This window comes from Streptomyces sp. NPDC090106, from assembly GCF_044747265.1.
Taxonomy (GTDB): Bacteria; Actinomycetota; Actinomycetes; order Streptomycetales; family Streptomycetaceae; genus Streptomyces.
Genome location: NZ_JBIVDS010000004.1, coordinates 21,366 through 34,337, shown reverse-complemented (window position 1 = coordinate 34,337; position 12,972 = coordinate 21,366). Strand labels below are relative to the sequence as shown.

The window sequence follows — 12,972 nt, the reverse complement described above, 5'->3', positions numbered from 1 at the left end:
TTCGGGGATTGCGCGGTGAAGGGGCCGGTGCCTTTGGGCACCGGCCCCTTCCGTCGTTCAACGGGTGTCCGGGTTGATCTCGACGTCCGGGAAGAGGTGCCTGTGGAGGTCGGTGGAAAGGGGCTCGCCATGCTGGTCCGACAGGTGCAGCATGTTCAGTCCCGGTAGCCGCGTGGCGAGTACGGACAGGTCCTCGGTGCCGTTCACGTAGAAGATGTGCACGACGTTGATGCCGGGCAGTTCGGGCATCGCTTCGATGGACTGCGGGAAGTCCCTGATGACGTTCACGCTCAGGAGAAGGGAACGCAGCTGCGGCAGTTCACTGACTGCCTGCCAGTCGGCGACCGTCAGCTCGATCGTCAGCCGGCCGAGGCTGAGTGTGCGCAGGCGGGACCAGTGCTGTACGCCTTGCAGCCCGGTGGTGGAGATGCTGTCGCTTCCCAGATTGAGAAATTCCAGGGAGGCGGCGATCGGCAGTGCGTACGTGAGGTCGGTTCCTGGCAAGGCTTGGCCCTCGTAACTGAAGTGGGTGAGGGGCAGCGCCGACAGGTACCGCAGTGCGTTCGGGTCGGTTGGCAACGGGTTCCCTTGGAGGTGGAGCGCCCTCACGGCCTCCGGCGAGGGCAAACAGGCGAGGACGTCCGGGATCGCGTGCGGGCCTCGGAAGGTCAGGCGGGGCCAAGGGCGCATTCTGGTGAGGGCTCTGCGCTGTTCGGCCGTTTCGCAGACGAGGTAGAGAACGTCGCGGTCCAGATGGTCCAGTACCTCCGTGGCGTACTCCTCGGTGTCGAACCGATGCCAGGTTCCCGCCAGTTGACGCCGTACGTCGAAGTCGGAGTGCTCGCGGAAACGCCGCAATACCGCCAATGCGCCTGCTGGCTCCTCGCCGCCGAGGATCGACGCGGTGACCGTGACGCCCAAGGCCTCCTCGTCCGTCAGGCCCTCCGGGCCGGGTAGCAGCTCCAGTACCAATGGGCCCGCCTGGGCCAGGGTCTTCGCCTCGTCCTTCGAACGCGGCGGGATCAGTGCCGCCGCCTGGGACTCGACCTCCGCCCGTACCGCTGGGTCCAGTGCAGTGACGTGCTCCAGGCAGGCCAGGGCCAGCAGGGTCAGCCGGGGGGTGTCCCGGGCCAGCAGCCGCTGGAGCAGCGAGCCCCGTTCGCGCGGCCGGGCATGTGCCACCGCCAGGCGGATGACGTCCTCCCACTGGGTGTCGTCGGCGTGGCTGAGGAGGACGTCGAGGTGGCCTTCCTCGACCGCGTACCGGGCACCCAGGTAGTCCTGGAAGGTGCGGTGGACGAAGTCGATGACACCGTGGGCCGGTTGGCGGAGCAGACCGCTGCGGAGCAGGAGCGCCTGGAGGGCGGTCCTCGCGTCGGCCGTCACCGCGAGCGACGGCAGGCAGCGGTCCACGAGGGACTCGGCCGTCTCGGCGTCCATCTCCGTGCGACCGCTCAACACCAGCGCGTACGCGAGGCGTTGGAGGACCTCCAGCTGGGCCTCCTCGGCGAAGCCGACCTCCGTCTCCATGCCCCGCTCCCGGTCCCGGCGGGCGAGCAGCATCGTGAGGGCGGCGTCGTACAGCTCCTTGCGGCCGGTGGGGAGGTAGCCGCGGCGTTCGCGGTGCAGGGCGCAGATCAGGCCGCACATCAGGGGGTTGGTGGCGAGGCGGGCGAGGTCGCGTTTGGTGCGCAGGGAGTCCAGGAGGGGTGCTTCCAGCTCCGGTGCGCGCGCCGCCGTGTGCCAGCGGTGGACGAACGTGGCGACCTCGGGGCGGCGCATCGGGGCCAGGAGCAGTTCCTGGAAGCCCTCCGCGGCCAGCCAGTCGGGGCGTACCGCCGTCGGCCTGGACGTCAGCAGCCAGCGGTTGCCGGGGAACGCGTGGACGAGGGAGGCGAGCCAGTCGCGGGTGCGGGCGCGGTCGGGCGCCGGGATCTCGTCCAGGCCGTCGACGAGGATCAGGCCCCGGCCGGAGGCCAGCACGCGTTCGGTCCAGCCCTCGGGCGGGGTGTGCGGGCAGCTCACCGCCGGCAGGAAGGCCGCGGGGGCGGGGAGCGCGCCCGCGCGGATCAGGGTGCGCAGGGGGAGGACGTACGGGATGCGGGTGCCCTCCCGTGCCGCCGTCACCGCGAGCCACTGGACCAGGGTCGTCTTCCCGGAGCCCGCGTCGCCGCGCAGCAGGACCCTGTCGTGGGTCAGGAGGGCTTCCTCGGCGGGGAGTTGGACGGTCAGGGGGCCGGTGAGGCCCTCCTCCGGGAGCAGGCGCTCCTCGGTGGCCGTCGCCTCCAGGCTCAGGTACGCCACTTCCAGGGGCCAGCGGTCGGGGGAGTCGCGCAGGTCGATGCCGTAGATGGTGATGTGGTTGTGGCGGTCGGCGACATGGCGCAGATAGCGCTGCTCGAAGGCGCGGTCCGCGGTGCCCGGGCGGGGTGTGCGGGACAGCAACTCGTCGGTCTTCGCGATCAGTTCGGCCTGGTGGCGGGTCTGCTCGACGAGCGTGCGGGCCACGAAGGTGGACCGGCGGGTGAAGAACTCCAGGATCTGCAGGCAGGCCCACTCGGTGGCGGAGTCGAGGAAGTGGCCGGCGTCGGTGGAGAGGTCGGCCCGCGGTGACCGGTCGCGCAGGGTCCGCGCGAGTGCGAGGTGGCCCAGCCCTACGGCCTGGACGTCGTCCATGTCGAGGTCGCCGAGGGCGAGCAGCCGGGCGGCGAGGGCGTCGGTGACGGCGGTCTCCTCGTCGGGCGGGAACGGGGGTTCGCCGGGGGAGGAGGCCGCCGCCCGCACCAGGTGGTGGGCCAGCGTGCGGACCTCCTTCTCGCCCAGCGTGCGCCGCTCGCCGCGGAAGGAGACCAGGGCCTTCAGGCGCACGGGCCTGTCGACCAGGCCCGCGCCCGGGGCGTCCGGCGCGAAGAGCTTCCGGACCAGGGAGGCCATCAGGCCGGACGCCAGTTTGCTGCCGAGTACCGCCGGGTCCATCCGACTCACCCCCGTGATCGTGCGAACGGGGCTGAGATTACCCGCGGTTGGACCGGTTGGACCGGTTGGACCGGTCGGACCGGTCGATCAGGAGAGCTGGCCGTCGTAGTCCGGCAGCTTGTACGTCTTCTCGGCGTGGCCGCCCGAGAGGTCGGTGGCGCTGTTGCCGATGTTCGCGATGATCGTGTAGCCCTTGTTCTCGATGGCGACGCGCTGGGCGGTCTTGTAGGCGGCGACGTCCTTGAAGAGGTCGATGAAGTTCCGGACGTAGAGGCCGGAGACGTCGTAGCCGACGTGGTCGAGGTTGTAGTCGGTGACCGCGTAGATGATGCCGGGGCGGGCCGTCACGAAGAACAGGGCCACCCCGTGCTCCTGGGCGTACAGCGCGACGTCCAGGACGGGCTGGTTGGCGGGCTGCGGGTAGCTGAAGCCGAAGTCGGTCTCCAGGGTGGTGTTGTCGATGTCGAAGACGATCGCCTGCTTCTCGCCCGGCTTCGTGGCGGCGATCCGCTGCTGGAGGTACGGCAGTGCCTGGTCCATCACGGTCTGGCAGTCCGTCTGCCAGGTGGTGTAGTCGACGTCTTCGGTGCTCGCGGCGTGGGCCGGCGTGGCCAGTGCGGCGAGTGCCGTGGCGGATACCGCGGTGACGGCCAGGCGGCGCGCCAAGGGGCGTCGGTTGCTCATGGGTGTGGGGGTCCTCTCGGGTCGTCCTCGCGCTGCCGTTGTCGGGGGCATGCTCGTCGGCGTGGATGGCGGGAGAGGAACCGTAGGGTTACTGGGTGGTAGGTGGCCAGAGACGTGCGTCACACGGACAAGGGCTGGACACGCGGGGGCAGTTGGGAAGGGCGGCCGAAGGCCGGCGGTCGGTCCATCTGGTGGTTCCGGAGCCCTGGAGGCCCTCGTCGGCGTAGCCCCCGTCACATCGCGCCCGTTCTCGATCTCCGCCCCCGGTGACATGACGCACAGGCCCCGCGGGCCCTACTAGGGCGGGTAGTGGATACGCCCAAGCGGGCAAAAAGGACTTTTGCCCTGGAACCTCGATGCGGCTTTCGCCGTCTTGGGTGGATTCGTTCGAGATGGGGCCTCTGTCAAGAAGCGGGAAGTTTCAGGCTTAAGTACTAGCTTCCGTCGTAGATCACACGTTTGGGCGATACGGGACCCGGGGGTTACCAAGGGATGGCCCACCCGGCAGCCGACCGTGCGCCGGGTGGCCTTCTGTTCCGCCTCTGTCCCCGATCACCCCGAGGTTCCGATGTTCCAGCGCGTCTCGTCCCGTTCTTCCCGTACGACCCGTCTCCGCACCCGTGCCGCCGTGGTGGCCGCCGGTCTGGGCGTCACGGCCGTCGTGGGGTCCGGGGTCGCGTCGGCCGCCGGGAGCAGCGCCTCCTGGGTCGACCCGGTGAAGAAGTACACGCTCAGCGCCGGCTTCGCGCAGTCCGGCGCGATGTGGCAGTCCACCCACAGCGGCCAGGACTTCGCCGTGTCCAGCGGCACGAAGGTGTTCGCCGCGCACGGCGGCACCGTCGTGAAGGCGGGCTCCAACGGTGCCGGTGACGGCTCCGCGTACGGCAACGCCATCGTCATCAAGCACGGCAACAAGACGTACTCCCAGTACGCCCACCTCTCGAAGATCCAGGTGAAGGTCGGCCAGGTCGTCAAGACCGGTCAGCAGATAGCCCTGTCCGGCAACACCGGCAACTCCAGCGGCCCGCACCTGCACTTCGAGATCCGCACGACCGCCAACTACGGCTCGGCCGTCGACCCGGTCGCGTTCCTGCGCGCCAAGGGTGTGACCGTCTGAGCGTGACCGTCTAAGGACGGGCGCTGCCCCGATGGGCCTGGGTGACCAGGTCCGTCGCCACTTCCAGGACCGCCTCGCGCTTCTCCTCGGGGGAGCCGGTGACCTCCTGGAGGAAGAACATCCCGGCATGCAGGGTGAAGATCGCGCTGGTGTACCGGACCTGGTCGACGAGTGCCGCCTCCGGGTCGACCATGATCTCGCGCAGACCCTGCATCCGTGCCTTGAACGTCTCGCCGACGCGCAGTTCCCGTACGGCCGCCTGGTTCTCCTGCATGAAGCGGAACAGCGGCGTCGCGTCCGCGAGGATCGTGCTGTAGCGCCGGACGATCTCCTTCTTCGTCTCCAGCGTGTGCGGCTGCCCCTTGCCCCAGTCGATCAGGTCGAGGATCGGCTGGGTCAGATCGTCGAAGATGCTGACCAGGATCTCTTCCTTGGTCTTGAAGTGGTAGTAGAGCGCCGCCTTCGTGACGTCGAGGCGCTCGGCGATCTCCCGCAACGACGTCTTCTCGTAGCCCTGCTCGGCGAAGAGTTCGAGGGCCACGTCCTGGATGCGCTGGCGGGTGTTCCCGCGGCGCCGCTGCCTGGTGCCGTCCATGTCGCCGCCCATCCTCGTGCTCCCCTGTGCTTTGAACAAAACTTACTTGACGCCCGGCTAGTTACGGGTCTACCTTCCCGAAGTGTAGTCAACTAGCCGGGCGGCAAGTAAGTGGCCGGGGAGTGGGGATTGTGATGGCGGACACACAGGCAGTGCGGACGGGGGCGGAAGCCGACGTGGGCGAGGACAAACAGCCCCGGAGCGTGCGGGTCGTCCTGCTCGCGCTGATGATCACGATGATGCTGGCGATGCTCGACAACATGATCGTCGGCACCGCGATGCCGACCATCGTCGGCGAACTCGGGGGACTGGAACACCTGTCGTGGGTCGTCACGGCGTACACGCTGGCGACCGCGGCCTCCACCCCGCTCTGGGGCAAGCTCGGTGACATGTACGGGCGCAAGGGCGCCTTCATGTCGTCGATCGTGATCTTCCTGATCGGGTCCGCGCTCAGCGGCATGGCCCAGGACATGGGCCAGCTCATCGGGTTCCGGGCCGTCCAGGGCCTCGGCGCCGGCGGTCTGATGGTCGGCGTCATGGCGATCATCGGCGACCTGATCCCGCCCCGTGAGCGCGGCAAGTACCAGGGCATGATGGCCGGCGTCATGGCGCTCGCGATGATCGGCGGACCGCTGGTCGGCGGCACCATCACCGACAACTGGGGCTGGCGCTGGTCCTTCTACATCAACCTGCCGCTCGGTGTCGTCGCGCTCGCCGCGATCAGCGCCGTGCTGCACCTGCCGAAGAAGCGGGCCAAGGCGCGCATCGACTATCTCGGCGCCGGTCTGCTCACCGTCGGCATCACCTCGATCGTCCTCGTCACCACCTGGGGCGGCTCCGAGTACGCCTGGACCTCCGCGCGGATCATGGAGCTCACCGCCATCGGCGTCGCCTCCCTCGTCGGGTTCGTGTTCTGGCAGACCAAGGCCGCCGAGCCGGTGGTGCCGCTGCACATCTTCCGCAGCCGCAACTTCACCCTGATGTCGCTGATCGGCTTCATCACCGGGTTCGTGATGTTCGGCGCCACGCTCTTCCTGCCGCTGTACCAGCAGTCCGTGCAGGGCGCGTCCGCGACCAACTCCGGGCTGCTGCTCCTGCCGATGCTCGGCGCGATGCTCGTGACGTCGATGGTCGCCGGGCGGGTCACCACCAACACCGGCAAGTACAAGGTCTTCCCGGTCGTCGGCAGCGTGCTGATGGTCATCGGGCTGTACCTGCTGTCCACGATGGACACCGGGACCTCGCGGTTCACCTCCGGTGTGTTCATGGCCGTCGTCGGTCTCGGCATGGGCTGCCTGATGCAGATCACCATGCTGGTCGCGCAGAACAGCGTCGAGATGAAGGACATGGGCGTCGCGTCCTCGTCCACCACGCTCTTCCGCACCCTCGGGTCCTCCTTCGGCGTCGCCATCATGGGCGCCCTGTTCAACAACCGGGTCCAGGACGTCATGTCCGAGCGGGCCGGGGCACTGGGGTCGAAGATCACCGAGCAGTCGGCCCAGCTGGACGCGGCGAGCCTGGCGAAGCTGCCGGCGGCGGCGCGGGAGGCGTACCAGTACGCCGTGTCGGCGGGGACGCACTCCGCGTTCCTGCTCGGGGCCGTGGTCGCGGTGCTCGCGCTGGTCGCGGCCGTGTTCGTCAAGGAGGTCGCGCTGCGGGGGGCGGGGCCGCAGGGCGATGACGAGGCGGCTGCGCCGATGCAGGTCGCCGAGCCCGTCTGAGCCACGTCCCACCCTGACGCGTCCCACCCTGAACCGAAGGCCCCCGGCTGGTGTCCGCCCCGGGGGTCTTCGCCTTTTTTGCCCGCCCCCGCCCCCGCCGCCCCTTCCCGTCCCTGGGGGTTGCCGCCCTCGGACCCCCGCTGTCGGCCCTGCGGACCTCGTCCTCAAACGTCGGACGGGGCTGAAAGAAGCACCCGCCGCCGGGCCAGGACCGGGCGGCGGGGGCGAAGGAAGGCCCTGGCCTCACGGCATCATCGGGTAGCTTCCCGTGTTCGTCGGGGCGTGTTCCGGGAGCCAGAGGACGGCCACCGCGCCCTCGGCCGGGCGGTGGGGAGGGGCTCCTGCCGCGCGGATGTTGCGGAAGGTGAGGCGGGCGCCTAGGACGCGGGCCTGGCCGGCGGCGATGGTCAGGCCGAGGCCGTGACCGTGGCCGGCGCGGTCGGCGCTCCCGGTGCGGAACCGGCTGGGACCGTCGGCGAGGAGGTCGTCGGGGAAACCGGGACCGTGGTCGCGGACCCGGATGACCCGGCCCTCGACCGTCACCTCGATCGGCGGCCGGCCGTGCCGGGCGGCGTTGGCCAGGAGGTTGAACAGGACGCGCTCCAGGCGCCGGGGGTCGGTCGTGACCTCCGACTCGTGGACGATCCGCACCTCGATGTCCGGGTCCTTCGCCGCCACCCGCCGGGCCACGAACTCGCCGAGCAGGATGTCCTGGAGCTCCGCCCGCTCGGACGCGCTGTCCAGCCGGGCGACCTCCAGGACGTCCTCGACCAGGGTGCGCATGGCCTTCGCCCGGTCCAGGACCAGTTCCGTGGGGCGGCCGGGCGGCAGGAGTTCCGCCGCCGTCAGCAGGCCCGTCACCGGGGTGCGCAGCTCGTGCGCGATGTCGGCGGTGACCCGGCGCTCGGCCTCGATGCGCTGCTGGAGCGCGTCGGTCATGGCGTCCATGGCGGTCGCCAGGTCGTCGGTCTCGTCCCGGACGACGCCGCCGATGGCGTCCCGCACCCGGACGTCCGTCTCCCCGCTCGCGACCTGCCCCGCCGCCGTCGCCGCCTTGCGCAGCCGGCTGGAGAGCCGCCCGCCGATCAGGACGCCGAGGGCGCTGCCGCCGAGGACGACCGCGATCGAGCCGATCACCAGCGCCTGGTCGAGGTCGTTGAGGATGTCGGTGCTGCGGTCGGTGAACCCGGTGTGCAGGGACAGCACGCTCCCGTCCTTGAGCGGCACCGCGGCCCAGATGTCCGGCCTGCCGCCCGGCTCGTCGGTCACGAAGGTGGCCCGGCGGCCGTGGTCGACCTTGTCGCGCAGCTCGGCCGGCAGGTTCTCGTCGTTGAGGTCGACGCCGGGGAAGTTCACCCGGCCGATCTGCTCGTAGTTGCGCTGGGCGATCTGGATACGGTCGTCCGCCAGGTCGCGCGCGTTGTCCAGCATCGAGACCCGGGCGGCGTTGTGCACCACCAGGCTCAGCGCGATCGCGACCAGTGCCCCCACGAAGGCGATGGCCGCGCTGAGCTTCCAGCGCAGCCCGGTCCGGATGCCCGTCTGCTCCAGCCGCGCCGGGAGCAGACGTCGAAGAGTCCCCCGCATGTCCGCTCCGCTCAGGCCTTCAACTTGTAGCCGAAACCACGGACCGTCTCGATCCGGTCCTGGCCGATCTTCGTGCGCAGCCGCTGCACATGGACGTCGACCACCCGGGTGTCGCCGCCCCAGCCGTAGTCCCACACCCGCTCCAGGAGCTTGTCGCGGGACAGGACCGTGCCCGGCGCGGAGGAGAACTCCAGCAGCAGCCGCATCTCGGTCGGGGTGAGCGCCACCGGCTGCCCGGCCCGGCGCACCTCCATGCCCTCGGTGTCGATCTCCAGCTCGCCGAAGGTCAGCACCCCGTCACCGGCCCCCGGACCGCCGGCCTCGGAGCGGTCGCCGCCGCCCGCGTGCCCGAAGCGGCGCAGCACCGCGCGGATCCGGGCGACCAGCACGGCCCCGTCGAACGGCTTGGTGACGTAGTCGTCCGCGCCCGCCTCCAGGCCCAGCACCACGTCGATGGAGTCGGCGCGCGCCGACAGCATGATCACCGGCACGGTCGACTCGTCCCGGATACGGCGGCACAGGCTCACCCCGTCCAGGCCCGGGACCATCACGTCCAGCAGGGCGATGTCGGGGCGGTCCGCGCGGAACGCCTCCAGGCCCGACAGCCCGTCGGGCATGGCGGTGACCGCGAAGCCGTCCCGCTCCAGGGCGAGCTGGGTGGCCTCGCGGATGACGTCGTCGTCCTCGACGAACAGAACGTGGGTGTGGTCTGCCATCCCGCTGCTCTCTGTCCTCGTCCTCGTGGTGCCGGTCCGGGCCTCGTGGTGCCTGTCCGGCTGTCTCGACTTCATCGGTCCCGGGGGCCCGATCGGTTCACCCCGCCCGGCTCAGGCGCTCGGCGCGGGCGAGGGCGCCTCGGCGGAGAGCCCGGTGGTGTACTCGTTGTACTGGTCCCACCGCTTGACGAAACGATCCGACGTCCAGCGATACGTGATCACGTACTCCCCGGACGGCTTCGCCACCGCATCGCCCCTCTTGTACACCTGCCGGGTCACCACCAGGTCGCCGCGGTCTATCTGCGCGTACACCGGGGACTCCTCGGCCTTGAACACATTCTCGTACGAGCCGTCCACCAGGCGGTACACGTACGAGCCGATGCCGATGAGATCACCGCAGGTCACGACGTTGACGACGACGTCCCGCGCGGAGCCGCCGGTCAGCTCGCCGGAGGTCACGTCCACCGGGTAGTCGTCGCCCGAGCAGGGCCGGAGGTCGCTCTTGACCTCGGCGGAGACCGAGGGGTCGTCCTTGACGAGCCGTGCCGCATCGCTGAGGGAGACGGAGGCGTCGGGGGAGGGGACGGACGCTCCGGCCGCCTTCTCGGCGCCGCTCGACGCCGCCGTCTCGGCCCGCGCCGGGCCCTCGTCGCGGGCGCCGGTGCCGCCGGTGGCGCACGCGGAGACGAGCAGGGCGACGGCGACGAGGACGGCCACCGCCGTCATCGCCGCCTGGAAGGTGCCCGGACCGGAGGAGGGATCCTCGTCGTCGGTCAGGCTGCCGCCGTGCAACGCTCCCGCTCCTCACGCTCCAGCGCGCGTGCGTCCAGATCGCGGTTCTCCAGCTCCTCGCGGAGCCGTGCCAGCGCCCGGTGCAGCGTGCTCTTGACCGTTCCGGCCGACATGCCGAGGGCGGCGGCCGTCTCCTCCGTGGACATCTGCTCCCAGTGTCGCAGGACGACCACACTGCGCTGCTTGGGGGCGAGGACCTTCAGGACGTCCATCAGAAGGGCGCGGTCCGCGTGCTGCTCGGTGGCGTCCTCGACCCGGGCGTCCGGGAGCTGCTCGGTCGGGACCTCCTCCAGCTTCCGCGCCCGCCACCACTCGGTCCGCGTGTTGATCATGACCCGGCGCAGATAGGCGTCGGCGAGCCGCTTGTCCTCGATGGTCTCCCAGCGGCCGTACGTCCGGGCCAGCGCGGTCTGGAGCAGGTCCTGGGCGTCCACGGGGTCCGGGACCAGACGGCGGGCGCTGCGCAGCAGCGCGTCCTGCCGGGTGCGGACGTACTCCTCGAAGTCCAGCACCTCGGCCACCTCGCCCTGCGCCATGATCGACCGCCTCCATCCCCGTTTCCGGCCCGCCCGTCATGGGCCTCGCCGGTTCTCCGTCGTCTGCGTCCCGCGCTGTGTGCGGTACGCCAATGAAGCTACGGAGCGGTTGTCACGGGGCTGTGCGGAGCAGCGCGCGGCTGGCACTCGGCTGTCCGTCGGTTGTGTAACGGAAGGAGGAAAGGGGTGAACCGGCGCACCGAATTGCGCCGGTTCGAGGTGATATGTCCCCTGGGTCAGGTCAGGGGCAGCCGATACAGAGCGCCGGGCAGCGGCTCGACGAGACCGTCCGCGACGAGCCCGTCCAGGGCGCGCGCCCGCTGCACCGGCTCGTGCCACACCCGGTCCAGGGCGGCCTGCGGCACCGGGGCGTGCGCCTCGCGCAGGACGGCGAGCAGCTTGCCGCGCACCTGCCGGTCCGTACCCGCGTACGTCTGGCCGCGCCGCGGCGGGCCCTCGTGCTCCGGCTTGCCCGCGAGGCGCCAGGCGCACTGCGCGGCGATCGGGCAGCGGTGGCAGGACTCGTTCTTGGCGGTGCACACGAGCGCGCCGAGTTCCATCGAGGCGGCGGCCCAGCGCGAGGCGGTGGACTCGTCCTCGGGCAGCAGGGTCCGGGCCAGCCTGCGTTCGGCGGCGGTGGTGGCGTTCGGCGGGTACCGCACCCCGCTGACCGCCCGCGCGAAGACGCGCCGCACGTTGGTGTCGAGGACCGCGTGCCGCTGCCCGTACGCGAAGGAGGCGACGGCCGCCGCCGTGTACTCGCCGATGCCGGGCAGCGCGAGCAGCTGGGAGTGGTCGGTGGGGACGTCGCCGCCGTGCCGTTCCGTTATCGCCACGGCCGCCCCGTGCAGCCGCAGCGCGCGGCGCGGGTAACCGAGCCGGCCCCAGGCGCGCACGGCCTCGCCGGGTGCGTCGGCGGCCAGGTCGGCGGGGCGCGGCCAGCGCGCCAGCCACTGCTCGTAGACCGGCAGGACCCGGTTGACGGGTGTCTGCTGGAGCATGAACTCGCTGACCATCACCCCCCACGGTCCGGCCTCGGCGTGCCGCCACGGCAGGTCGCGGGCGTGTTCGTCGAACCAGTCGATGACGGGGGCGTGCAGATGGTCTCCGGCCGGGGACGCTCCGTCCGGGGACGCGGTCCGGGCCTCGGCCGGGGAGGGGTCGGGGGACTTCGTGGGCGCAGTCATTTCCGTCCGATCCTGCCAGACCCGACCCGGCGCGCGGGGGGAGCGCCACTCCTCAGGGGGAGTCCTCGGGTGCACGGGCCGGGCCCCTGGGGACACGGGGGGCTCGTCGGGCGCACGGGCCGGAATCGGGCCGCGGAAGGTGCTTCCGGGATGATGATCCGGAAAAGTTGGCGCCGTGGCGGCGGGTAGGGGCAGTCGGGGCGCCGATCTCTCGTACAGTTTGCGCCGTGGGATCTATGCGCAATCCGGTCGGGCCGCTTCCCTCCTCCATCTACTGGCGACGGAGGGTCGTACTGCTGTCCGTGCTCGCCCTGTTGGCGCTGCTGATCGCCTGGGTGGTCACCTCGGGCGGCGGTGGCGGGAAGAACGGCGCCGACGGTTCGAACGGCAAGAATCCCGCCTCCTCCATCACCCCCGGTCCCTCGGGTTCCGGCCCGGCGATCAGCCAAGCCCCGGGCGGACGCGACGAGTCGGGCGGCGGAGGCGACTCAAGTGGCTCCGGCTCGGACGACGGCTCCGGCTCGGGCGGTTCGGACGACGGTTCCGGATCGACGTCCGGTACGGGCGCGGGCTCCGGTGACTCCGACGGTTCCGCCGGAGGCGGTTCCGGCAGCGGCGTCGGCCAGGGCGACACGGTTCCCGCCGGGTCCGGTCTCGCCAACTGCACGCCCGGAGCGGTCAAGTTGACGGTCCGCAGCCTCCACAACGGCTACGGGCCCGGAGAGACGCCGACCCTGCTGATCACCGCCGCGAACTCCTCCGGCGCCGCCTGCAAGGTCGATCTCGGGCCCAAGAACGCCGTGGTGACGATCACTCAGGCCGCCGAGGACGACGAGTACTGGTCGTCGGCCGACTGCCCGAAGACCGCCGGGAACCTGTTCTTCGAGGTGCCCGCCGGCGACAGCATCACCTACACCCTGAAGTGGGACCGCAAGCCGAGCGCCCCCGAGTGCGCGACGCCCCCGGCCGGTACGGCGGGTGCGGACACGTATCTGGTGGAGCTGGCCACGCCCGGGTTCGGCCAGGCGCAGACGTCGTTCGTGCTGGAGAGCGACTGAACC

The 12,972-nt window shown here is 70.9% G+C and carries 11 protein-coding genes; 3 read left to right on the top strand and 8 right to left on the bottom strand.

From position 1 onward, the window contains the following. Positions 1-57: 57 nt before the first annotated feature. Positions 58-2,976: an NACHT domain-containing protein gene (locus ACIPSE_RS13805; protein WP_401661837.1), complete on the bottom strand. Its 2,919-nt coding sequence runs from the start codon at positions 2,974-2,976 to the stop codon at positions 58-60. 87 nt (positions 2,977-3,063) lie between these two features. Then, positions 3,064-3,660, bottom strand: coding sequence for an HAD family acid phosphatase (locus ACIPSE_RS13800; protein WP_401661834.1), 597 nt, complete (start codon positions 3,658-3,660; stop codon positions 3,064-3,066). A gap of 568 nt (positions 3,661-4,228) precedes the next feature. Between ACIPSE_RS13800 and ACIPSE_RS13795 the strand changes: the two genes are divergently transcribed. After that, positions 4,229-4,777: a M23 family metallopeptidase gene (locus tag ACIPSE_RS13795; protein WP_401661831.1), complete on the top strand. Its 549-nt coding sequence runs from the start codon at positions 4,229-4,231 to the stop codon at positions 4,775-4,777. Between the two features lie 10 nt (positions 4,778-4,787). On the opposite strand, the gene ACIPSE_RS13790 is transcribed toward ACIPSE_RS13795, so the two are convergent. Further along, positions 4,788-5,384: a TetR/AcrR family transcriptional regulator gene (locus tag ACIPSE_RS13790; protein WP_401661828.1), complete on the bottom strand. Its 597-nt coding sequence runs from the start codon at positions 5,382-5,384 to the stop codon at positions 4,788-4,790. 122 nt (positions 5,385-5,506) lie between these two features. Here ACIPSE_RS13790 and ACIPSE_RS13785 point away from each other — a divergent pair, with 122 nt between their 5' ends. Further along, positions 5,507-7,093 (top strand): MDR family MFS transporter, encoded by a 1,587-nt coding sequence (locus tag ACIPSE_RS13785; RefSeq protein ID WP_401661824.1) that lies wholly within the window; start codon positions 5,507-5,509, stop codon positions 7,091-7,093. Between the two features lie 243 nt (positions 7,094-7,336). Here the strand turns inward: ACIPSE_RS13785 and cseC are convergent, their stop codons facing one another. The 5 genes from cseC to ACIPSE_RS13760 all read right to left on the bottom strand — a co-directional run bounded on the left by cseC (position 7,337) and on the right by ACIPSE_RS13760 (position 11,911). Continuing rightward, entirely contained in the window at positions 7,337-8,680 is a 1,344-nt protein-coding gene (gene cseC / locus ACIPSE_RS13780; protein ID WP_401661822.1) for a two-component system sensor histidine kinase CseC, read from the bottom strand. Between the two features lie 11 nt (positions 8,681-8,691). Continuing rightward, positions 8,692-9,396: a two-component system response regulator CseB gene (gene cseB / locus ACIPSE_RS13775; RefSeq protein WP_401661819.1), complete on the bottom strand. Its 705-nt coding sequence runs from the start codon at positions 9,394-9,396 to the stop codon at positions 8,692-8,694. 111 nt (positions 9,397-9,507) lie between these two features. Continuing rightward, a complete protein-coding gene (locus tag ACIPSE_RS13770) occupies positions 9,508-10,122 on the bottom strand; it encodes a hypothetical protein (protein WP_401663071.1) in 615 nt (204 codons plus the stop codon). Positions 10,123-10,169: 47 nt separating this feature from the next. Next, positions 10,170-10,724 (bottom strand): SigE family RNA polymerase sigma factor, encoded by a 555-nt coding sequence (locus ACIPSE_RS13765; protein WP_401661816.1) that lies wholly within the window; start codon positions 10,722-10,724, stop codon positions 10,170-10,172. 236 nt (positions 10,725-10,960) lie between these two features. Beyond that, positions 10,961-11,911, bottom strand: a complete 951-nt coding sequence (locus tag ACIPSE_RS13760; RefSeq protein WP_401661813.1) for an A/G-specific adenine glycosylase — start codon at positions 11,909-11,911, stop codon at positions 10,961-10,963. A 227-nt stretch (positions 11,912-12,138) separates the two neighbouring features. On the opposite strand from ACIPSE_RS13760, the gene ACIPSE_RS13755 reads away from it, so the two are divergent. Further along, complete coding sequence (locus ACIPSE_RS13755; protein WP_401661810.1) at positions 12,139-12,969, top strand: hypothetical protein; 831 nt, start codon at positions 12,139-12,141, stop codon at positions 12,967-12,969. The last annotated feature ends 3 nt before the right edge of the window (positions 12,970-12,972 follow it).